This window comes from Streptomyces vulcanius, from assembly GCF_042653945.1.
GTDB lineage: Bacteria > Actinomycetota > Actinomycetes > Streptomycetales > Streptomycetaceae > Streptomyces > Streptomyces mangrovi.
The window spans coordinates 36,855-58,747 of sequence record NZ_JBHSFK010000049.1; the positions used below are offsets into that span (position 1 = coordinate 36,855).

Annotated in this window: 14 protein-coding genes and 1 pseudogene; 9 read left to right on the forward strand and 6 right to left on the reverse strand. The window is 73.6% G+C overall.

Going from position 1 to position 21,893, the window contains the following annotated elements:
* Positions 1-62: 62 nt before the first annotated feature.
* Genes ACFPIH_RS47160 through ACFPIH_RS47170 form a run of 3 tightly spaced genes read left to right on the forward strand, consistent with a single transcriptional unit; the run spans position 63 to position 4,992 of the window.
* Positions 63-3,809: a CHAT domain-containing protein gene (locus tag ACFPIH_RS47160; RefSeq protein WP_381185184.1), complete on the forward strand. Its 3,747-nt coding sequence runs from the start codon at positions 63-65 to the stop codon at positions 3,807-3,809.
* A gap of 35 nt (positions 3,810-3,844) precedes the next feature.
* Positions 3,845-4,228, forward strand: a complete 384-nt coding sequence (locus tag ACFPIH_RS47165; protein ID WP_381185182.1) for a CATRA system-associated protein — start codon at positions 3,845-3,847, stop codon at positions 4,226-4,228.
* 41 nt (positions 4,229-4,269) lie between these two features.
* A complete protein-coding gene (locus ACFPIH_RS47170; RefSeq protein WP_381185179.1) occupies positions 4,270-4,992 on the forward strand; it encodes a hypothetical protein in 723 nt (240 codons plus the stop codon).
* A 55-nt stretch (positions 4,993-5,047) separates the two neighbouring features.
* On the opposite strand, the gene ACFPIH_RS47175 is transcribed toward ACFPIH_RS47170, so the two are convergent.
* Together ACFPIH_RS47175 and ACFPIH_RS47180 are read right to left on the reverse strand one after the other, a co-directional pair.
* Positions 5,048-5,434 carry a hypothetical protein gene (locus tag ACFPIH_RS47175; protein WP_381185176.1) on the reverse strand — a complete coding sequence of 129 codons (387 nt, stop codon included), beginning with the start codon at positions 5,432-5,434 and terminating at the stop codon, positions 5,048-5,050.
* Positions 5,435-5,471: 37 nt separating this feature from the next.
* Positions 5,472-6,191 carry a hypothetical protein gene (locus tag ACFPIH_RS47180; RefSeq protein ID WP_381185174.1) on the reverse strand — a complete coding sequence of 240 codons (720 nt, stop codon included), beginning with the start codon at positions 6,189-6,191 and terminating at the stop codon, positions 5,472-5,474.
* Between the two features lie 226 nt (positions 6,192-6,417).
* Between ACFPIH_RS47180 and ACFPIH_RS47185 the strand changes: the two genes are divergently transcribed.
* Entirely contained in the window at positions 6,418-7,392 is a 975-nt protein-coding gene (locus ACFPIH_RS47185; RefSeq protein ID WP_381185172.1) for a helix-turn-helix domain-containing protein, read from the forward strand.
* 176 nt (positions 7,393-7,568) lie between these two features.
* Here ACFPIH_RS47185 and ACFPIH_RS47190 read toward each other — a convergent pair whose 3' ends face one another.
* The 3 genes and pseudogenes from ACFPIH_RS47190 to ACFPIH_RS47200 all read right to left on the reverse strand — a co-directional run.
* Positions 7,569-9,989 carry an ATP-binding protein gene (locus tag ACFPIH_RS47190; RefSeq protein ID WP_381185169.1) on the reverse strand — a complete coding sequence of 807 codons (2,421 nt, stop codon included), beginning with the start codon at positions 9,987-9,989 and terminating at the stop codon, positions 7,569-7,571.
* Positions 9,990-10,243: 254 nt separating this feature from the next.
* Positions 10,244-12,481, reverse strand: a complete 2,238-nt coding sequence (locus ACFPIH_RS47195) for a CATRA conflict system CASPASE/TPR repeat-associated protein (protein WP_381185167.1) — start codon at positions 12,479-12,481, stop codon at positions 10,244-10,246.
* A gap of 65 nt (positions 12,482-12,546) precedes the next feature.
* Positions 12,547-12,684: pseudogene (locus ACFPIH_RS47200) on the reverse strand (ABC transporter substrate-binding protein); the annotation flags it as partial.
* A gap of 89 nt (positions 12,685-12,773) precedes the next feature.
* On the opposite strand from ACFPIH_RS47200, the gene ACFPIH_RS47205 reads away from it, so the two are divergent.
* From ACFPIH_RS47205 to ACFPIH_RS47220, 4 genes are all read left to right on the forward strand, one after another.
* On the forward strand, positions 12,774-13,697 hold the full coding sequence (locus ACFPIH_RS47205) for a squalene/phytoene synthase family protein (RefSeq protein WP_381185164.1): 924 nt from the start codon (positions 12,774-12,776) through the stop codon (positions 13,695-13,697).
* A 534-nt stretch (positions 13,698-14,231) separates the two neighbouring features.
* A complete protein-coding gene (locus ACFPIH_RS47210) occupies positions 14,232-15,947 on the forward strand; it encodes an ABC transporter ATP-binding protein (RefSeq protein WP_381185161.1) in 1,716 nt (571 codons plus the stop codon).
* 167 nt (positions 15,948-16,114) lie between these two features.
* Positions 16,115-17,704 carry an MFS transporter gene (locus ACFPIH_RS47215; protein WP_381185159.1) on the forward strand — a complete coding sequence of 530 codons (1,590 nt, stop codon included), beginning with the start codon at positions 16,115-16,117 and terminating at the stop codon, positions 17,702-17,704.
* A gap of 206 nt (positions 17,705-17,910) precedes the next feature.
* On the forward strand, positions 17,911-18,885 hold the full coding sequence (locus ACFPIH_RS47220) for an Lrp/AsnC family transcriptional regulator (protein ID WP_381185157.1): 975 nt from the start codon (positions 17,911-17,913) through the stop codon (positions 18,883-18,885).
* Here ACFPIH_RS47220 and ACFPIH_RS47225 read toward each other — a convergent pair.
* On the reverse strand, positions 18,867-20,750 hold the full coding sequence (locus tag ACFPIH_RS47225) for an ABC transporter ATP-binding protein (protein ID WP_381185272.1): 1,884 nt from the start codon (positions 20,748-20,750) through the stop codon (positions 18,867-18,869). The genes ACFPIH_RS47220 and ACFPIH_RS47225 overlap by 19 nt on opposite strands.
* Positions 20,751-20,834: 84 nt before the next feature.
* On the opposite strand from ACFPIH_RS47225, the gene ACFPIH_RS47230 reads away from it, so the two are divergent.
* The gene (locus ACFPIH_RS47230; protein WP_381185154.1) at positions 20,835-21,866 is read left to right on the forward strand and encodes a lysylphosphatidylglycerol synthase transmembrane domain-containing protein; all 1,032 of its coding nucleotides are present in this window, start codon (positions 20,835-20,837) and stop codon (positions 21,864-21,866) included.
* Positions 21,867-21,893: the final 27 nt, after the last annotated feature.

A 21,893-nucleotide genomic window follows, 5' to 3' on the forward strand; every position in this document is an offset into this window, starting at 1 on the left:
AGGGTTTGTCGGAGATTTCCGGACGGAGTACCTCGTGGGCCGCGCCGGGGAAGACTGGCGGTGTGTCAGACGTACGAACGGCTGTGGACGTCATGCTGGTGCGCTGCGAGGCCGCGTGGACGCCGGTTGTCGAGCGGCAGGTGGCCGAGGCCGGCGACGACCCGTCGGGGTGGCTGCCGGCCGGGGCCGCGCTGCTGCGTGCCTCCTGGAGCGAGGGCGGCCGGGCCTGTGCCGTGGCCGCCGCGGCGCTCATGGAGTACGCCCTGGACGTCGGCCCGCGCCACCATCCGCGGCGCCCGCGTTGGGTGCTGCATCTGTGGCTGGCCGAGCGCACCCTCGCGCTGCGGCACGGTGACCACCGGCTGTCGGACGACGTCCACCACCACCTCGCCGCCCAGACCCAGGGACGCGCGCCCGACGATCCGGTGCGGGTCGCGGCGACCTACCCGGAGGAGCCGCTCCCCCGCCACTTCGAGCCGCCGCGGCCCTCGGAGCGGCACGCCGCCGCGCTGGCCGACGGGCTGCCCATGGACGACCTCGCCCGGCCCAGTCTGCTCATCCGGCTCGCCCGGGCGGCGCTCTTCCGGCACGAGTCGGGCGACCTGGCCTCCCTGGACGACGCCGAGCAACGGGCGTACGCCGCGTTCGACGCCGTCGGCCCCGACCATGTCGAAGCGGACATCGTGAGCCGTACGGCCGTCCACGCGGCGCTGACCCGCTACCGCGCGCAGCCGCTCGACGAGCGGACGGTCGAGGTGGCGCTGCGGGCCGGCCGTATGTCCCTGCGGGCGGTCGAGCACGCCCGTCTGCACGGCACCCACCAACCGGACAGCGACCGCGCCTCGGCCCATCTCTACTTCTCGCTGGCGCTCAACGTGTCGTTGTTCCGCACCCTGGACGAGGAGACGGTCGAGGAGGCCATCGCCCAGCTGGAGGCCTACCGGGCCTTCGCGCCGCCGGACGACGGAGGGGTCTACGCGGCGAACATGGCGGCGATGCTGACCGCCCGCGCCTTCCTCACCTGGTCGCGCGCGGACGTCGAACGCTCCGACGAACTCTGGGCCAGGCTCCAGAACGACCTGCCCCCGAACCATCCGCTGCTCCCGCACATCGTGCAGAAGCGGGCCGCGTGCGCCGAGTTGGCGCGGCTGATGCGCAGACTGCCGTTCAACGGCACCGGACTGGTGCGGAAGATGCGCCCGCTGCTGGACCCTCTGCTGCGCGGGGTGCAGGTGCCGCCCATCCTGATGTACGCCCCGCCGGAACGCCCCGGCCTGCGCTCCCCGGGCCCCGGGCCCGAGGACTTCGCCGCCTACACGGGCAGCCCCCGGCCCGCCCCGCCGAGTCCGCTCGGTCCGCCCGCCGCCACCGCCGTCGCCGTATGGCCGCCCGGTCCGCCGGCGGACGCCGGGCCCGCGCGGGCCGCCACGGCCGAGGACGTCTCCGAGCTGCCGGCGGAGGCCGCGGAGGTGTACCGCGCGCTGCTCGGGGCGGGGGCCGTCGATCCGCGCCGGCTCGCGCTCGCCGAGGCCCAGTTGCGGGAGCTGCTCGCCGAACCCGGGCTGGCCGACGGCCCCCGGGGCTGGACCGCCTCGGTCCTGGTGCAGATGGTGGCCGCCCGGTTCACCTTCAGCGACGACCCCGGGGACCTGGCCGCCGTACGGTGCGGCGACGAACAGCTGGCCCTGCTGCCGGTCACCAGCGCCCGCTATCTCGAACTGCTCGTCGCGGTGGAGTCGCGCCGCCAGTCGTACGGGATGCTGCACCGGGACGAGACGACGGTCGCCCGGGCGTACGACGCGCTGCGCTGGGCGTTCGAACGGGTGCCGGAGGGTTCGGTGACCTGGCTGGGCTGTGCGATGCCCTATGCCCAGGCCCTCGCCTGCGTCTCCGCGATGCGCGGTGACCCGGCAGGCACGCAGGAGGCGGTCCGGCTCGCGGAGGTCATGGCACGGCGGCTGGAGGAACTGCCCGGCCAACCGGGGTACGGCCCCGAGCTGGCCGCCCTGCGCGAGCAGCTCCGGCCCGCCCTGGCGACCATCGCGGAGCTGGCCCGCGCCGCCCACAACGACGTGATCGGCGATCACTACGGCGCGGAGTACAACCCGGTCTGGGACCCGAAGACGGAGCTGGCGCTGCCGCCCGTGGCACGCTTCGAGAACGCGCGCACGGCGCTGGGCAACGCTCTGGAGCGCCACGACTGGGCAGGTGCCGCGGACGCGGCGGAGGTCGCGCTGGAGGTGCTGCCGGTGCTCGCCTCCCAGGCGCTGAGCCGGGAGGACCGGCAGGCCGTCCTGCGCTCCGCGCTGCTCGGCCGCCGCTATCCGGCTCCGGCGGCCGGCGGCACCCGCCGCAGCGCGGACGTCCCCGACCAGCTCGCCGGTACGAGCCTGGCCCGTACCGCGTGCGCGGTGGCGCTCGCGGCGGGCCGCACCGAGCAGGCGGCGGCGCTGCTGGAGCAGGGCCGGGCGGTGCTGATGGGCCAGGACATCCAGGCCCGTACGGACGTCTCCGACCTGGCCGCCGCCCATCCGGCCGTGGCGGGCTCCTTCACCGAGCTCGGCCTGCGGCTGCGGCGGGCGGAGGCGGAGGCGGCGTCCGGCCCTGACGACGTCGTCCGGATCCGCGAGCAGCACGCGGCGGCGGACGAGTGGCGGCGGCTCCTGGAGCGGATCCGCGCACTCGACGGGTTCGCCGACTTCCTGCTGCCGCCGACCGCCGCGGACATGCGGGCCGAGGCGGGCCAGGGGCCGATCGTGCTGGTCAACATCGACCGGCTGCGCTCCGACGCCCTGATCGTCACCGCCGAGGACATCAGGCCCGTGCCGCTGGACGTCACCGAAGGGCTGCTGGCGCACCAGGCGCGCCGGTTCCTCGCCGCGGTCTCGGTGGGCCGCGACGCCCCGCGCGGCCGACGGGACGAGGCGGCCGAGACCGTGTTCGCCGTCCTGGAGTGGCTCTGGGACACGATCGCGGAGCCCGTGCTGGAGAAGGCCGGTCTCACCGAGCCGATCCCCGACGGCGCCCCGCGCGGCGCGGTGCCCCGGCTGTGGTGGTCGGCGTCCGGGCCGCTGGCCCATCTGCCGTTGCACGCCGCCGGTTACCAGCGCAAGGCCCCGCTCGCCGAGCGGCGGTCGGTCCTCGACCGGGTGGCCTCCTCGTACACCCCCGGCATCCGGGCGTTGCGGCACGCCCGGCAGACTCCGGCGCCGGTCGGCGGCGCCGGACCCTTTCTGGCCGTGCGCCGGCCGACGGGCGCGGACGGCGGGGAGGGCGCGTCCCGGGACGAGGTGGCCGCGATGGCCGGCACCCTGGGCACCCTGCGGCGGCTGGAGGGCGACGAGGCGACGGTCGGGCGGGTGCTGGCCGAGCTGTCCTCGGCCGCCACCGTGCACTTCGCCTGTCATGGCGTCAGCGATCCCGAGGACCCGTCGAAGAGCCGGCTGGACCTCGCCGACGGGCCGCTCGGCGTGCTGGACGTGGCACGCAGGCAGCTGCCGCACGCCCAGCTCGCCGTCCTGCTGGCCTGTCACACCGCCCGCACCGACCGCCTGCCGGACGAGGCCATCCATCTGACGTCGGCGTTCCAGACCGCCGGCTACCCCCAGGTGGTCGGAGCCCTGTGGGAGGCGGCCGACCTGGTGTCGGTACGGCTGACGGAACGTCTCTACCGTTCCCTGCGGGGTTACGGCGGCGGCCTGGACGTCACCGACACCGCCCGGGCGGTGCACGGGATCGTCCGTGAACTGCGGGCCCGCTATGTGAAGGCGCCTGCCGTGTGGGCTCCCTACGTCCACACGGGTCGCTGACGCGTGACAGGTGAGTGAGCGAGAGGAAGAACAGCGTGAGCACATCGCACGGAGCGGCGGCGATCGCCCCCGACACCGCCCGCGCCACGGGGCGCGCCCTCCGGCTGGTCGAGCGGGAGTGGCGGTTGTCGCCCGCCGCGTGGGAGGAGATCGGCGAGCTGCTGGCGGAGCTGTCGGCCGCCGTCGCCGCGGGTGACACGGAGACGGTCGACGAGCTGACGGCGGAGCTCGAGATCTCCGGCGACCGCCGTGTCACCCTCATCGGCGCCGGCCCGGACGGGCCGGCGCCCGAGGACGACGGGAAGGGGCCGCTGCCCGAACCCCTGCGGGAGCGGGTCGTCGCCCTCATCCACTCCGTCGACCCGGAGCCGGGAACCGGCGGGGAGCAGTACGCCGGGCCCGGCGCGGGCGACGGCTGACGGAGCCGGCGGGGCCGGTCGGCGGGGCGGTGGAGGAGACGGTGGACTCGGTGGTCTCGATGCTCGGCAACATCCTGATCGGTCTGCTGACCAGTCTGCTCGGGATCGGGCTGGGCGCACTGTGGCAACGGTGGCACCGCACCAGGGAGTTGCACCGCAGGGCCGACTTCTTCGGCGCCCGGCCGGGTGAGCCCTGTGTGATCGTCTCCGGCGACAAGCACGGCCGGCCCGGCACGATCCACAAGCGGGATCTGCGGGCCGTCGTCGAACTGGCCGTGCTGCTCAGCCAACTGGGCTGCCGGGTCACGGTGGAGTCCGCCGACCTGCGGGGCGGCAACGGCGACCGCACCGAGTTCTGTGTCGGAGGGCCGATCGGGGGCTCCAATCCGCGCACCGGCGGGCATCTGGCCGCGCATCTGCCCGGGGTGACGATCCATCCGTTCAGCGACCACCGGGACTCGGTGGCGATCACGGTCGGGGACGAGCACTACTACTTCGACCGGGGGCACCAGGAGTACGCCGTGGTCGCCAAGTTCACGCCCCCGGAGTCGAGCCGGCCCGTCGTCCTCGTCTGCGGGCAGAGTTCCGTGGCCAACCAGGCGGCGGTCCACTTCCTGCGGCGCGAGTACGCGGCGGTGGCCAGGTCGGTGGCCTCGCTCGATCGCTACTGTCTGCTGGTCAAGGTCTCCAACATCGACGTCTACGCCTTCCACCAGGCGGTGCTCGAGCGGGACGTGTCCGCGTACGCCTTCACGCCCGCCTGAGCGCGGAACACGTGCCGACGAGCACCCGGTGGCGGGTGCTCGTCGGCCCGGGCGGTCAGATCCCCGTGAACTCCAGGGACGGGTCGACGTCCGAGAGCGCGTCGACGAACCGGCGGATCTTGCGGTTCGCCTTGATCCCGAAGGATCCCAGGTTGCGCCCGACGCCGAGCGCGATCTCTCGGTGCGCGCCCCGGTCCCACATGTACATGTGGACCGCGGACTTCTGGATCTCCGCCCCGCGACCGCCGAGCAGCGCCATCACGGCGAAGTCCGGGCGGTCCTGGTGCAGTTGGTCGAAGACGGACCCTCTCGGCTGCTCGAAGGTGGTTCCGGCGCCGGTGATGTTCTCGTTCCACCAGCTCACCCGCATCGCGCTGCGGAAGAGGTCCGCGGCTTCCTCCATCGACGCCTGCGTCGTTATCTCCACCGGCGGCTTGGCCATGCCCTGTTCTCCCTGTACTCGGTGATTCGTGACTTCTTCAGAACCGCGGCCGTGGCAGCGGGATGAAAGGCAGCAGTTCGTCGGCGACCCAGTGGACGGGTGTCTGGAACGCCTCACCGATCCGCGTGTAGAGGCCATGGAGGGTGTCCGCGGCCGACCAGTCGAAGCGGCACCGGGTGGGGTCGGACTCGCTCGTCGGCGCGTCGACGACGGCCACGAAGCCTCCGTCCGGCGCGGCCCTGACGTACACGACGTTGGCGTTCGGCGCGCCCGTGACCTGGGCGACCCTGCGCTCCTCGCCCGGTGCGAGGGGAGCGATCCGGGCCTCCCCCGGGGCCGGCGGGGGCCGGCCGACGAGCCACGGCTCGGTGCGGTTCTGCTGCCAGAACCGCCAGTCGTCGGCGGACAGCCGGTTGTTCGGTACGCCGTTCACCCGGAAGAACTCCAGCGCGGCCATCCGTACGGCGGCGTAGGCCGGACTCGTGAAGTCGGAGCCGGCCAGGTTCCACACCGTGCGGGCGGCGCCGAACAGGGCGAACCCGCCCGCCGGCAGCACGGCGTTCGCCAGCGCGCGGGCGAAGCCTTCCGGGTCCGACTGCGCGAACTCCAGGAACGGCGCCTGGAGTTCGGCCCACACGTCGGAGGCGTCGATGTCGCTGCCGACGGGGTCGAACTCGAAGCGTCCGAACTTCTCCATCCTCGGCACCACGTCGGTCGGCAGCCTCGCCGCGCGGGGCGTCCTCGGGAACAAGGGCATGTTCTCTCCCGGCACAAGAGCAGGAACCGGCCGATGCGGACGCGCTCCGGCCGGGCGGATCCTGTGTAACAACGCCGGGCGGGCCCGCTCAACGGTTCTCCGGCGAGCCGGACGATCCCCGGAAAACCGGGACGACCGGCGGGCAAGCCCGCAAGACGGGACGAGCTGCCCGCCCGTGTGGAAAACTCGACGCCAACGCCGTGCGCACAGAGCGGAGTTGAGCATCATGGGGCGTCCGCAGAAGGAGATCGTCCTGGACGGATCACCGGTCCGGCTGTTCGCGTACTGGCTGCGAGACCTGCGCAGCACCGCGGACCTCACCCTCGAACAGCTGGCCACCCGCACGGGATACGGCAGGACCACGGTCAGCGACGCGATGGGCGGCAGGCAGCTCCCCACCCGCCCGGTCGCCCTGGCGGTCGTCGGCGCCTGCGGGGGCGATGTCCGCCGGTGGGCGGAGTACTGGGCGCAGGTGCGCCGCGCGCTCGATCCCGACGCGCCCGGCGGCCCGGCCGACATCACGCCACCGCCCTGGGACCCGCCGGCCGGCCGGGCGAGCGGCGTCCATGCGGAGCAGTGCCCGGCGGGCTGTACGCGCGGCGATCCGCACGGCTGGTACACCGAGTCCGTGAGCACGCGGCTGCGCCTGGACACCGCGACGCCCGAGGCGATCGAGCGCCGGGTCGTGGTGTCGACCTGCGACGGTCTGCGGGCAGTCCCGGTCGCGGTCAGCGTGCCCCGGCGCTCCGGCGACACGGCTCCCGCGCACGGGCTGGAGATCTCCGTCGTACGAGGGGGCCGCCTGGAACAGGGCGAGCACCGCTACGAGAGCTACTTCGAGCGCCGTCTGGTGCTTCCGGCACCGCTGGCGGCCGGGCACCGGCACCTGTACGCGCTGCGTCTGCGGATCCCTCCGGCCCAGTCCATGGCACCGCACTTCGTGCATGTGCCGCTGACCCGCAGCGAGCACTTCCGCCTGGAGGTCCACTTCGACCGGGCGAACCCGCCGCGGACGGTCTGGCAGCTGGCCGGTGTGCCCACCGCCGTGATCTACCAGCAGTCACCGGGCACGCCCGCGCTGCACCCCGACGACCGGGGCGTGGTGGCCGCGGAGTTCGGCGCGATGCGGGTGGGGTACGGCTACGGGCTGTGCTGGCAGGACACCCGCACCGGCCCGCCGCGAACCGCCCGCGACACCTGACCCCGCACGCCCCGTCCCGGGCGGCCTCCACGAACCCGGTGACCGGCGGTCGTGGTGGCGGCCGAACCGTCACGGGCACGGTGGCCCGGCGGTCACGGTCCCGGGCGGCCTCCACGAACCCGGTGACCGGCGGTCGTGGTGGCGGCCGAACCGTCACGGGCACGGTGACCCAGCGGTCACGGTCCCGGGCGGCCTTCATGAGCCCGGTGTCCGGCGGATGCCGTGGGCTCCGTGCGCAGCCCGTCCAGTGCGGCGCGGACCGGCTCGGCGTCGGGGTGGTGGAGGTCCTCGAACAGGGCCAGGGCCGCCTCCCGCAGTCCGCGCGCGTCCTCGTGGCGGCCCAGTGCCGTATGGGCGTCGGCCAGGTGTCCGAGGGCGTGGGCCTCCCGGTAGCGGTCGCCCAGTGCCCGGTCGAGCGCCAGGGAGACCTCGTAGTGTCCGATCGCGGCGGCGTGCCGCTCCAGCCCCTGCTCGGCGCGGCCCATGCCGATCAGGATGCCCGCCTGTCCGTCCAGGTGGCCGAGCCGCGTGTACAGCTCCAGCGCCCGGCGGCCGTGTTCCAGCGCGACGGCGTGCTCTCCCAGCCGTTCGCGCTGCTGGGCCACCGAGGTGAGGCCGTCCGCCAGCGCCAGCGGGTCACCGGAGCGCTCGGCCATGGCCAGGGCCAGCCGGGCGTGCGGCAGCGCCCGTCGGGGGGCGCCGCACGAGGCGTACACCCGGACCAGGGACAGCCGCGCCTCCCGTACGCCCTCGTCGTCGCCCGACTCCCGGCACGCGCGCAGCACTTCGTGGAGAAGGTCGAGCGCCTCGCGGGTGCGGTTCAGCCGGGAGAGCGCGTCGGCCAGCCGGCGGGTGGCGGTGGCCCACGCGGTACGGTCGCCGGCCCGGGCGGCGGCGTCGCGGGCCAGTCCGTGTACGGCGGCGCGCTGGGCACGGCGTCCCGAGCGGCGCAGATGGACCGCGCAGGCCTGGGCCAGCTGCCAGGCGTACGCCTCCAGGCCGGGGGTGGCGGCGGCACGGGCGATCAGCGCCTGGAGTGCGGAGAGTTCGCACTCGAACCAGCGGGTCGCCTCGGTGTGGTCGCCGATCGGTGGCCGCTCCCCGGCTGCGGGCCCGGTGGGCGGGGGCGGCCCGCCGGGCGTCGTACGCCAGGGTTCCAGGTGGTGGTCGGCGAGCCGCGCCGTGTCCAGGCAGTGGCGCAGCAGCCGTTCGGTGCCGTCCCGGCGCTCCCCCGGCGGTCCGCTGTCCAGGAGCTCCGCCGCGTAGAGCCGGAGCAGGTCGTGGAGGGTGTACCGGCCCGGGGTGTGCTGCCGGACGAGGTGGGCGGCGGCGAGCGTGTCGAGGAGCGCGGTCGGCGGGTCCGGCATGCCGACGAGCGCCGCGCACGCCGCCGCGTCGGTCTCGGGCCCCGGGTGGCAGCCGAGAAGCCGGAAGAGCCGGGCGGCGGGCGCCGGGAGCAGCGCGTACGAGCCCTGGAAGACGGTACGCAGGTCGACGTCGGTGTCCTGCACTCCGAAGAGGTCCAACGGCGTTCGGGAGCGCCGCAGTTCGGTGACCAGGGCGCCGACGGAGCCCACCGGCGCGGTGGCCGTCCTGGCCGCCGCGACGCTGAGGGCGAGCGGCAACCGGGCGCACAGGTCGACCAGTTCGTCCGCCGCGTGGGGTTCCCGCTCCAGCCGTTCGGCCCCCATCTGCCGTTCCAGGAGGGTGCGGGCGGCGTAGCGCGGCAGCACGTCGAGGGCGATCCTCAGCGCGCCTTCCCGTACGACGAGACCGTCGAGGCGGTTGCGGCTGGTGACGACGGCGACGGAGCCGGGCTCGCTCGGCAGCAGGGGCCGTACCTGTTCGGTGGAGCGGGCGTTGTCCAGCACGAGCAGCACCCGTCGCCCGGCCAGCAGGGTGCGCAGCAGCCCGGCGGCGACGGCGGTGTCGGCCGGGACGGCGGCCGGGGTGACGCCGAGCGCCTGGAGGAAGCCGTGCAGGGCCTCGCCCGGGTCCATGGCCGGCTCGGATCCGTATCCCCGCAGGTTCACATGGAGCTGGCCGTCCGGGAACTGTTCGCGGACGCGGTGCGCCCAGTGCAGGGCGAGCGCCGTCTTGCCGACGCCGGCGGTCCCCTCGACCACGGCGACCAGCGCGGGACCGGTCGCGGTGTCGTCGTCCGACGGTGTCCGCAGCCCGTCGAGCCGGGCCAGTTCCGCCTCGCGGCCGACGAACACCGGGTGGCGCAGGGGCAGTTGGCGTGGTGGCGCCGGGGCGGTGGGCCGGTGTGCGGTCGTCCGGGGCGCGGTGGGGCGCAGCCGCCGGGCGGTGTCGGCCTCGTCCCGCAGGGTGCCGAGCCGGCCTGCCTCGGGTCCGGTGACGCCCAGCGCGTCGAGCAGTGCGTCGAACACGCCGGTCCCCGGCAAAGTGGTGCCGTTCAGGTAGGCGTAGAGGCTGCTGGGGGACACGTTCAGCCGCTTGGCCAGTTCTCCTCGGTCGAGCGTTCTGCCGAGCCGTTTCTCAGCCCGCACCACGGCGCGGGCCAGTTCGACCGCCAACCGCCGTCCGAGAGCCTTTCCGTCCTCGGCGGGCGACGAGTGGACCTCGTTCAGCACCGTTCCTCCGCGGGCCGTTCACGGGTCCGCGCAGCGCGGATCCAGAGGTTTCCAGTGTGTTCCAGGACCGCGGGTGGCGGGAACCGTCCGCGTGTTCCGCTGCGGATTCCACGCCGGCGGAATATCCTCCGCCGGCCGGCCCGCAGGAGGACGACAGCCGTGCAGACCCACTGAGCCACCGCAGCACTCGACCGCCGACCGCGAACCCGGCCCGGGGCGTCCACGGAAGGGGCGCCGGGCCGGCCGGGTACGCGCTAGCCGCGGCCGGCGGAACCCGTACGGCGCGCGCGCTCCAGCACGGTGGCGGCGGCATCCGCCCACGTCACCCGGGCGGCCATCGCCTTCCGCAGCTCGGCGGCCCGTGCGAAGGCCGCGTCCAGATCCCACATGACGGCGCTGATGGCGGTCTGCCAGCGCTTGATGTCCGCCTTCCCGCCCTGGCCGTCCACGTCCACCACGGCCAGTTCGGCGACCGGCAGGTTCTGCGCGCGCAGCAGTACGCCCAGCCCGCTGCGTCCGCTCACCAGCACGGGTACGCCGGCCGCGACGGCCTCCAGACCGGCCAGGCCGAACGCCTCCGCCCGTGAGGGCATCAGGAGCAGGCTCGCCCGCGCCACGTCGTTCTCGACGCGCCACGGCGAGGAGGAGTAGCCGTAGGGGGTCACGTCCACGGCGGGGTTGGCGATCCACTTGGTCACCTGCTCGACGGACTTCTTGAACTGCTGTGCGGGCACCCCTCGCAGCAGCAGTTCCCAGTGGCCGGGCGGCGCCCTGTCCGGTACCGCCTGTCCCAGCGCCCGGCACGCGATGTCCAGCCCCTTGAGCGGGGCGTCCTCCAGCCGGCCCGTCATCAGGATCTGCGGGGTGCCGCCCGCCGGGGGCAGCACCGCGTCCCTGCCGTCGAACCCCGGGTCGATCCGGACAGGCGATGCCAGGTCGCGGTACATCGGCGTCCGCAGGTGACTGCGCAGGGCCGACTCCAGGCGCGGGCCGACGGGCATCGGGTGCAGCGCGCCCCGGCAGAGTTCGAGTTCCAGATCCGTGCGCTCCTCGGCGCGGGCGCCCGGACCTCCTTCGGCGTGCGGTTTGTGGCCCTCCGCCCGGTCGGGTTCGACGTGCAGGAAGTGCAGTCGCCCGGCGCCCGGGAAATGGTCCTCCGCCTGCTGTCTGGCCGCCGGTCCGGTGACCCTGCCGTGTCCGAGGACGAGGTCGGGCTCGAATCCGTCGGTGAGCACCGGCCGCCGCAACAGCGCCGCCACCCCGCCGAGGCCCGGCCGGGCGGAGTCGATCAGCCGCACGCCCTTCGCCAGCGCGTCCTCCCGTTCCTCGGGGGTGGAGGCGACCACCATGACGCGGACGTCCGCTCCGGCGGCGGCCAGCGCGACGCACAGGGCCCGGTTGAAGGTGCTCACGCCTCCGTGGGCGGGGAACCACTCGTCGGCGACCACCAGCACCCGCACCGGCCGGCCCGGCTCGGCGGGCGGTACCTCCGACGCGCCGGCGGGCGCCTGGCTACGGGCCTGGGACGGCGGCGTGCGGTGCCCGGCCAGTTCGTGGATGGTGAGGGCGTCGTCCAGACTTCCCAGGAACCAGGAGACGAACCGCTCGTCCCGCTCCAGGGCCGCCGCGGCGTCGAGTTCGACGCCCGTGGTCCGGCCGGACGCCTCCAGCGCCCGCAGGGCGTTGTCCCAGGTGCCGCTCACGGAGTGCCGTATGAGGCGGAGTTCGGCCGTGGGATCCGTCAGCAGCCGGTGTCCCGCGTCGGAGTACGGGGGCCGCACCACGGCGCGTGGTCCGTCGTTCCCCGCGGCCCTGCCCTCGATCAGCCGGCGGTGGACCGCCCACTGGTAGCGGATGGCGGTCGTGTGCATCAGGTAGCGGACGAACGGCGGCAGTTCGGCGCTGCCGCCCTCGGACCACGCCCAGGCGCCGAGCCGTCGGTCGCCGGTCCGTCCCAGTAACCGCAACAACCGGTCCGCCCGGGTCTCGTCACCGCCTTCCGGCTCCAACAGGTCGAGATCACCGGGGGTTTCGGCGGGCAGCACCCCCAACTCCAGGGTGACGGCGCCCAGATGGACCGGTCCGAGCGGTCCGATGACGGTCGACAGCCGTCGGCGCAGTCCGGGCCAGGTCCGGTCCGGTTCGGCCCCCAGCAGCAGCGACAGGTTGAGGATCTCGTGGTGCCGGCGGAGGATCGCCTGGTCGCGCCTGCCGTACTGCACGGCCGCCACCGGCACCGAGCCGTGGGCGGGCGCGAGGGGCAGGACGTCGGGCACCCGGGCCGGAATCGACCCGGACAACGGTGTACCGCTGCCCCGCAGTTGGCGGAACCGGTCCCACATGGCGCGCAGCGAGGCCAGGCCGGCCTCGGCGTGCGGGACGTCCAGCGGGACGAAGACGTGAACGGCGACTTCCTGCTTCGCCACTGCTGTTTCGGGCACGTACCGGTACACCCCCGCCTCGGGCCGGCTCCCGCGCCGGGCCTCGCTCACGCAAGTCCATGCAGTCTAGGGGTGATTCACCCGGTATCGGCATGACGCGGAGCCCCCGGTGCGGGCTACTCGGTGAGGTGGGCCCGCAGGTCGGCCAGGACCTCGTCGGCCGCCGTCACGCCGAGGCCGAGGTACCAGGTCTCGTCCGGGACGTCGTAGGCGTGGCCGGACTTGCCGGTGGCCTTGGGGTCGCCGTAGACGCCGTAGACGCCGGTGAAGAGGACGGAGGGCCGGCACTCCGCGGGCTCGGGGCCACCGCCGGGGGTCCCCGCGGCACGCATACGATCGGGCCGTGCACAGTTGGAACAAGAGTTTGGACGCGGCGGGCATCCGGGAGCCGGGACTACGGCGGGACTACGGCGTCCAGCGGCAGTCGGTGTCGCGCTCCCGCCGCACCTCGTACCTGGCGACCCGCGTGTTGCTGCCGCCGGGGACGCTGCCGCACGTCATGGCGGCGACGGCCTTCATGGACCACGGGGACAACCTTCTGGACACCGGCCCGAAGCCGCGGCGGGCAGCGGCCTGGGCGTCGTGGGAGCGGCGGGTGCGCGAGGCCCTGGACACGGGGGTGAGCGACGATCCGCTGATCCGCACCCTGCTGCACACCATCGCCGCCCACCCACGGCTCCGGGACGTGGTGGAGGCGTATCTGTCCACCGCCACCGCCGAGTTGGAGTTCGCCGGCTTCACCACCGAGGCCGACTACCAGGCCTACCTCGACGCCTACTCGCTGCCCGCGTTCCTGCTGGTCGCCACGCTGGTGGGCCCCGAGGGCGAGGACGGGCCGTTCCGGGCGGCGTGCCGGACGTTCATCGACGGCAGTCAGCGGCTGGACTTCGTCAACGACATCGCCGAGGACCTGCGGGAGGGGCGGCTGGGCATCCCGGCGGAGACACTGAAGCGCTTCTCGGTGACGCCGGACGACCTGACTTCGGGTCAGGAGCCGCCGGGCCTGAGGGAGTTGGTGGCGCAGGAGGTCGGCGCGGCCCGGGCCGACCTGGAGCGGGCGCGAGAGCTGCCCGCCCTCGTCCCGGCTCCCCACCGGCCGCTGCTCGGCGCGCTGGTCGAGATGGAACTCCTGACCGCGGACGCGGTGCTCGCACGCGGTCCCGGGCTGCTGCGCGGCTCGGCCAGCCCGCCGCCGACGGGCGCGTTGCGGGTGCTCCTGACCGCCCGCCGCCCCCCTCACCTGCGGATTTCCCCGCCATCTTCCTGACGGGCTGTCAAAACTAAGGAATTACCTAGGTTTTCACAGCAATTCATTGGCTTTTGAATTCTGAGTTTTCCGTTGCGCGGCCCGACGTCGTGTTAAGTTTCTTCTCATCAGGCCCCCACAGGCACTGGAAACTCAGAAGGAGTCGATATGAGCTTCAGGGTGATTTCCTCGCTTTCCCCCCGCCGGAACCCGGACCTGGACCAGAATGCCAACCCGAACCCCAACCAGGTTCCCCCGCCGCCGCAGCAGGGGCGTCGTCGCCCGCGTCCCGGTGAGCCCGTGCGCCCCCAGCAGCGGTGACGGCAGGGAGGGCCGGCGATCCGCCGGCCCTCCCGGTATATCCGGAGGATAACCATGGGTGCACCCGCGTATTACCTGGAAAGCGAATATCCCCGGAGTGTACCGCCGGGTATAGAGCTGTCCGAATACGGACTTCCCTTTTCCGAGCAGTACGAGCATTTCGAGCAGTACGAGCAGCACGAAGCAACCACGAAGAACATCCCCGCTCGCGTCGCTTTTCGCCGTTTCTGGCCCATGACCAGAGGGCTGCGGCGCTGGCTCGTTGCCGTCTGGCTGTGCACCGTCCTGGGCGCGCTCGCCGAGACCTCCGCGATTCTGCTGTTCGGCGATCTCACGGACAACGCGCTGCAGAACGGCTCCCTGGACGCCTTCTGGTCGCCCGCCGCGCAGTGGCTCGCCCTCGCCGTGGTCGGCGCGGCCATCGGCTACGCGGGCGGCTCCCTCTCCGTCTGGGTCTCGGAGCGGTTCGTGATGCGGCTGCGCGAACACGTCTTCGACCATGTCCAGAAGCTGCCCCCGCACTTCTTCCAGCGCCACCGCCAGGGCGATCTGCTCTCCCGGCTGACCGGTGACGTCGAGGCGATCGAGCAGATGGCGGTCTCCGGACTGATCGGCACCGCCTCCGCCCTGTTCAGCGCCGTCTTCTACGCGGCTGCCGCGTTCTGGCTGCAGTGGGACCTGGCCACGGCCACGTTCGCGCTCGCCCCGCTGTTCTGGCTCGCCGCGCGGAAGTTCTCGGCCGGCGTCAAGTCCGTCGCCCGGGACGGCCGGGTCGCCGACGGCGCGGTCACCTCCGTGGTGGAGGAGTCACTCGGCAACCTCGTCCTCACCCAGGCCTACGGCCGGCAGGACGCCGAACGCCGGCGGCTCAAGGTGGAGGCCACGGCCTGGTTCCGGGCCTCGGTCCGCTCCGCGCGGCTCAACCAGGCGTACGGCCAGATCGTCCAGGTCATCGAGACCATCTGTGTGCTGGCCGTGATCGGGATCGGGGTGTGGGAGATCTCCGAAGGCCAGATGACCCTCGGTCAGCTGCTCGCGTTCGCCGCCCTGCTCAGCTACCTCTACCCGCCCATCCGCAGCCTCGCCCAGCTCGGCCTGCTCGTCACCGCGGCCACCGCCGGGGCGGAGCGGCTCATCGAGATCCTGGACGCCCGGCCCGCCGTCAGCGACCCGGCGCAGGGCGCCCACCCGGCGACCGGCCGGCCCGACGGCACCGTCGAGGTACGGGACGTCTCCTTCCGCTACCCGGGCACCGACGTCACGGCCCTGGACGGGCTGTCCTTCACCGTGCGGCCCGGCGAGACCGTGATCATCACCGGGCCCAGCGGCGCGGGCAAGTCGACCCTCTCCAAACTCCTGCTGCGCTTCTACGACCCCGACTCCGGCGCGCTCCTCCTCGACGGCACCCCGCTGAACGCCTTCCCCCTGGAGCGGCTGCGCGAGTACGTCGCCCTGCTCCCGCAGGAGACGCTCGTGCTGCACGACACCGTGCGCGCCAACATCGCCTGCGGGCGGCCCGGCGCCAGCGACCACGCCATCGAGGAGGCCGCCCGGACCGCCGACGCCCACGACTTCATCCTCGGTCTGCCCGACGGCTACGACACCCGGGTCGACCCCAACTCCGCCCGGCTGTCGGGCGGTCAGCTGCAGCGGCTGGCCATCGCGCGGGCCGTCCTGCGCGACGCGCCGGTGCTCGTCCTGGACGAGCCCACCACCGGTCTGGACGGCATCGCGGCCCGCCGGATCGTCGAACCGCTGCGCCGCCTCATGGCCGGCCGCACCACGCTCATGATCACCCACGACCTGGACCTCGCCCCGGACGCCGACCGGGTCATCGTCCTCGAACACGGGCGCATCACCGAGACCGGCCGCCACGACGAACTCCTCGCCCTCGGCGGCACCTACGCCCGTCTGCACCACTCCCGCAAGAACACCGCCGCCGGCGTCTGACGCCCCGGCCGCCGACGCGGCAGCGTTACTTTTCCCGCCGGATCCGGCCCGCTGTGTTCGATTTCCGCGGCTTTCCCTCCCCTGGCTGGCTCCGGGCCCCCGGCCCGGCCGAAAGTTGCCGCCGAATCCAGTCGAGCGCAGCGCCGAGCGCTGCAGGGGAGAGTTCCGTGAACGTCACGACAACCGCGACCGCGCCACCGGAGCGGCGGGCGAGCACCATCGTCATGGCCTGTGTCGGCGTGTTCGTCGCCTATCTGCCGGTGACCGCCGTCGCGGTGAGCCTGCCCGCGATCCAGCGGGCGCTGGACACGTCGACCTCGCAGCTTTCCTGGGTGCAGGACGCGTTCGTCCTGCCGATGGCCGCCCTGATCCTGACCGCCGGTGTCTTCGGCGACGTCCACGGCCGCAGGAAGGTCTTCCAGGCGGGGCTCGCCTTCAGCGCCGTGGGCGCGCTGGTCGCGCTGTGCGCGCAGTCGATCCAGGTGGTCTGGGCGGGCCAGGCCCTCGCCGGCCTCGGCGCGGCGGCACTGCTGCCCACCACCCTGGCGATGATCAGTCATGCGGTCCCCGACCACCGGGAGCGCGGCAAGTTCATCGGGATCTGGGCGACCGCCCTGATGGCGTCCCTGGCCCTGGGCTCGCTCCTGGCCGGCTCGATCCTGGAGCACTTCGCGTGGCGCTGGATCTATCTGCCGTCCGTCGCCGTGGCCCTCACGGCGCTTGCCGTGTCGGTGCGGGTGCTGCCCGACTCCCGGGCGCCGGGCACCCGCCGGCTGGACTGGGGCGGCCAGCTCACCGCCATGCTCGCCATCACCGCGCTCGTCTACGGCATCATCGAGGGCGGTGCCACGTCCTTCACCGACGTCAAGGTGATGGTGGCGCTGTCCACGGCCGCGGTGAGCGCGGTCGCGTTCGTCATGGTGGAGCGGACCAGCAGCAGTCCGATGCTGGACCTCACCCTGTTCCGCAGCCCGGCGTTCACCGCCACCACCCTGATCGCGATGATCAGCTTCCTGGGTCTGATCGGGTTCTTCTTCGCGCTGAGCCTGTACTTCGGCCTGGTGCAGAACCTCACCACGCTCCAGGGCGCCCTGCGGCTGGTGGCGATCTCCGGTGTGCCGCTGGTGCTGGGCGCGCCGGTCGGGCAGCTGATGCACCGGGTCTCCCCGCGGCTGCTGATCCCCGGCGGCCTGCTCGTCACCTCGGGTGCGCTGCTGTCGCTGACGAGCATCGGCGCGGACACCTCGTATCTCTCCCTGACCTGGCGGCTGGCGCTGCTCGGCCTGGGAATGGCGCTGGTGGTGACCCCGATGACCGCCACCGCGGTCAGCTCGGTCCCCTTCCACCAGGCCGGTATGGCCGCCGCGGCCAACAACGCCTTCCGGCAGGTCGGCGGCGCCCTCGGCCCCGCGGTCCTCGGGGCGATCCTGACCACGAAGGCCGTGAACGCCCTGCCCGGCCACCTCACCGACGCCGGACTGACGCCGGCGGCGGCCGACCGGATCGCCTCGACGGCGGACACGGACGGCCTGGGCGCGGTCGCCGGCCTGAACCTGGGCGCGGACCAGGGGCGGGTGCTGGGTGCCCTGTCCGAGTCCTTCCTCGACGGGCTCCATCTGTGCCTGGTCATCGCCGCCGCACTGTCCCTGCTCGCCGCCGCCGTCGGCGCGGTCCTGCTGCGGGCACCGCGGCACGCCGCCCCGCCGGTCGCCGTCGCACCCCGGCCGGAGGTCCAGCCGCAGCCCCACGGCGTGTGACACCGACGTACCGGGCCGGGAGCGCTGAGCGGGCGACACCGGACCGGTATGGGCGCCCGCCGTGGGGACGGGCCGGGCGCCCGGTCGTGACCCGGGACGGGACCCCCGCCGTCCCGGGTCACGCCACGCCCATGTCTCAGCAACCACATGGCACCTATCGCATACAGTCGCCCGTGATCGCGCCCCGTCCGCAGCAGGAGTCAGCATTGGAGCCCCAGCCGCTCGACACCCTCGACCTGAAACTCCTCCACGCGCTCCAGGTGGACGGGCGGGCCCCGTTCAGCCGGATCGCCGAGGTCCTCGGGGTGTCCGACCCGACCGTCGCCCGGCGTTTCCGCCGGCTGCGCACCACCGCGGGGCTGCGGGTGATCGGCATGACCGACGAGACCCTCCTCGGCCGGCAGAGCTGGATCGTCCGGCTGCGCTGCACCCCCGACGTGGCCGAGCAGCTCGCCGACGCCCTCGCCCGGCGCCCCGACATCTCCTACGTCGATCTGATCTCCGGCGGCACCGAGGTGCTGTGCACGCTGATGCCGCGCAGCCGGCAGGACCGCGACGAGCTGCTGTTCAACCGCCTCCAGCGCACACCCCGGATCATCTCGGTCGACACCTACTGCGTCCTGCACACCTTCTACGGCGGCCCGCTCGGCTGGCTCGACAAGAACCGCGCGCTCGACGCGGACGAGGAGGCGGCGCTGCGTCCGCCGCGCGTCGAGCGGGCCGACGCGCCGGTCGCCCTCGACGAGGCCGACGAGTCCCTGCTCGCGGAGCTGCGCCGGGACGGCCGGACCACGTTCGGCGAACTCCAGCGCAGCACCGGTCTGTCGGAGACCGCGGCCAAGCGGCGCCTGGAGCGGCTGCGCTCCCTCGGCGTCCTCTACTTCGACGTCCAGCACGACAGCGCGACCCTCGGCCACGGCACGGACGCGATGCTCTGGCTCACCGTCGCGCCGTCCGCCCTGGACGGTGTGGGACGGGCGCTCGCCGGACACCCCGAGGTCCACTTCGCCGCGGCCACCACCGGGAAGACCAACCTGGTCGCCGCCGTCTCCGCCCGCGGCACCGGCGAGCTCTACTCGTACCTGAGCCGGCGGATCGGCGCCCTCGACGGCGTACGGGCCGTCGAGACCGCCCTCACCCTGCGCCAGGTGAAGCAGCTGACCTATGAGCCGACCCGCTGAACCGGCAGCCCCGGCTCGGTGAACTGGGTGAGGTGCAGCTCGGCGTACCGGCCGCCCGCCGCGAGGAGTTCCTCGTGGGTGCCGCGTTCGACGATCCGGCCGGCTTCGAGGACGAGGATCAGGTCAGCGGCCCGGACGGTGGTCAGGCGGTGGGCGATGACGATCGCCGTACGGCCGGACAGTGCCTCGGTGAGGGCCTCCTGGACGGCCGCCTCGGAGGTGTTGTCGAGGTGGGCGGTGGCCTCGTCGAGGACGACGACCCGTTGGCGGGCCAGCAGCAGCCGGGCGATAGTCATGCGCTGGCGTTCGCCGCCGGAGAGGCGGTAGCCGCGCTCGCCGACGACGGTGTCGAGGCCGTCGGGGAGCGAGTGGACGAGGGCGTCGAGGCGGGCCCGGCACAGGGCGTCCCACAGTTCGTCCTCGCCCGCTTCCGGCCTGGCGAGGAGCAGGTTGGCCCGGACGGTGTCGTGGAAGAGGTGACCGTCCTGGGTGACCATGCCGACGGTGGCCCGCAGGGAGCCGGCGCTCAGGTCGCGTACGTCGACCCCGCCTATACGGACGGCGCCGGCGTCGACGTCGTACAGCCGGGGCAGGAGCTGGGCGATGGTGGACTTGCCGGCACCGGAGGAGCCGACGAGGGCGATGGTCCGGCCGGGCTCGGCGTGGAAGGAGACGCCGTGCAGGACCTCGGCGCCGCCGCGGGTGTCGAGGGTGGCGACCTCCTCCAGTGAGGCGAGGGAGACCTTGTCGGCGGACGGGTAGCCGAAGCGGACGTCGTCGAACTCGACGGAGACGGGGCCCTCGGGGACCTCGCGGGCGTCGGGTTTCTCCTCGATGAGCGGTTTCAGGTCGAGGACCTCGAAGACCCGCTCGAAGCTGACCAGGGCGCTCATCACCTCCACGCGGGCCCCGGCGAGCGCGGTGAGCGGCGCGTACAGGCGGGTCAGGAGGAGGGCGAGGGCGACGACGGCGCCCGGCTCCAGGGCGCCGTCCAGGGCGAGCCGGCCGCCGAGGCCGTAGACGAGGGCGAGGGCCAGGGCGGAGACGAGGGTCAGGGCGGTGAGGAACACCGACTGGGCGGTGGCCGTGCGCACGCCGATGTCGCGGACGCGGGCGGCGCGGGCCGCGAACTCCGCGGACTCCTCCTCGGGGCGGCCGAACAGCTTGATCAGAGTGGCGCCGGGTGCGGAGAAACGCTCGGTCATCCGGGTGCCCATCGCCGCGTTGAGCGTGGCCGCCTCCCGCTGCATCCCGGCCATCCGGCGGCCCATCCGCCGGGCGGGCAGCACGAACACCGGCAGCAGGGCCAGCGCGAGCAGGGTGACCTGCCAGGACAGGGTGAGCATCACGGCGAGGGTCAGCAGCAGGGTGACCAGGTTGGCGACCACGCCGGAGAGGGTGTTGCTGAACGCGCGCTGCGCACCGATCACGTCGTTGTTGAGTCGGGAGACGAGCGCTCCCGTACGAGTACGTGTGAAGAACGCGACCGGCATCCGCTGCACATGATCGAACACCGCCGTGCGCAGATCCAGGATGAGCCCCTCCCCGAGGGTCGCCGAGAGCCTGCGGCCCAGCACGCCGAGGGCGGCCTCCCCGACCGCGATCAGCGCGATCAGCAGCGCCAGCCGGACGACCCGGCCGGGGTCGCCGTGCGACACGATCGCGTCGACGACCTGTCCGGCGAGTACGGGGGTGGCGACGGCGAGCAGCGCGGTCACTACCCCGAGCCCGACGAACAGGGCGATACGGCGGCGGTGCGGGCGGGCGAACGCGCCGATGCGGCGCAGTGTCGCCCGGTCGAAGGGGCGTCGTTCGTGCTGTGCGTTCATGACGCTGTACAGCTGGGTCATAGCGATGGCGTCCATGCTCATGGCAGCGACCCTAGAACCTCCACCAATCTTGAGGTCAAGCCCGCTCCCGTCAGGTTCAGCACTCCCCCGAAGGACCCGATGACCGCACGTAATGCTCTGTCCCCGCTTCCGCAACCTGCCGTTGGCACCGCGTGGAAAACCTCTCCCGATGTGACAGACGTTCCGCTCAGCTCGTTCACCCGGCGCCTCCCCCTCCGCCGGATCCTCTGTCTGGTGCCGCTCGTGCTCGTCGCGGTGGTCGCGGTGCAGCACCGCTCGGTGCTCGCCGACGGTTTCAGCCATCTACGCAGCGCCGAGTGGCCCTGGCTGCTGGCCGCGGCCTGCGCGACCTGTCTGACCTGGGTGGCCGCCGCCGTCACCCGGCAGGGCGCCGTGATGCAGCGGCTGCCCAGACTGCGGCTGCTGGCCACGCAGTTCGCGGCCGGCGCGGCCAACCACCTGCTGCCCACGGGCCTCGGTGCGAGCGCCGTCAACCTGCGGTTCATGACCGTCTGCGGGGTGCCGCTGGCCCGCTCCTCGGCGGCCCTCGCGCTGTATCTGATGGCCGAGGGCGTGGCCCGGGTGGGCCTGCTGGCCGTGCTGATGCTCGCGTTCCCCGACGCGCTGCGGCTCGGCTCCCTGCTGCCCGACGGGGTGGCCGGCCCGGTCCTGGCCGCCGTGGCGGCGGCCGTGGTCGTGGCGGCGGCCGTCCTGTTCCTCGTACGACGGCTCCGTACGACCGTGTTCACCTTCCTGCGCACCGCGCTCGGCGAGGCCCGCTCGGTGCACACCTCTCCGGCGCGGGCACTGGCCCTGTGGGGCGGCTCGCTGGCGTTCCCGGTGCTCCAGGCGGCCGGACTGGCCGCGGTGGGCCAGGCGCTCGGGCTGCCGGTGCCGCCGGTGTACATGGTGGTCGCCTATCTGGCGGCGACGGTCGCGGTCGCCGCGGTGCCGACCCCGGGCGGGATCGGCTCGGTGGAGGCGGCGCTGATCGTGACCCTGGTGGCGGCGGGCGGCCCGCTGGCCCTCACCACGGCGGTGGTCCTCACTTACCGCGTCATCACCGTCTGGCTGCCGCTGGTGCCGGGGGCGGTGACGCTGGGGGCGCTGGTGCGGTGGAAGGTGATCTGAGGGCCCGCCCGCCCCTGGCCGGGGCGG

Excerpts from the sequence above, each read along its gene's own strand:
- ACFPIH_RS47185 (WP_381185172.1), top strand. The coding sequence starts at position 6,418 with ATGGGGCGTCCGCAGAAGGAGATCGTCCTGGACGGATCACCGGTCCGG.
- ACFPIH_RS47230 (WP_381185154.1), top strand. The coding sequence starts at position 20,835 with ATGACCGCACGTAATGCTCTGTCCCCGCTTCCGCAACCTGCCGTTGGC.
- ACFPIH_RS47180 (WP_381185174.1), bottom strand. The coding sequence starts at position 6,191 with ATGCCCTTGTTCCCGAGGACGCCCCGCGCGGCGAGGCTGCCGACCGAC.
- ACFPIH_RS47175 (WP_381185176.1), bottom strand. The coding sequence starts at position 5,434 with ATGGCCAAGCCGCCGGTGGAGATAACGACGCAGGCGTCGATGGAGGAA.
- ACFPIH_RS47210 (WP_381185161.1), top strand. The coding sequence starts at position 14,232 with ATGACCAGAGGGCTGCGGCGCTGGCTCGTTGCCGTCTGGCTGTGCACC.
- ACFPIH_RS47225 (WP_381185272.1), bottom strand. The coding sequence starts at position 20,750 with ATGGACGCCATCGCTATGACCCAGCTGTACAGCGTCATGAACGCACAG.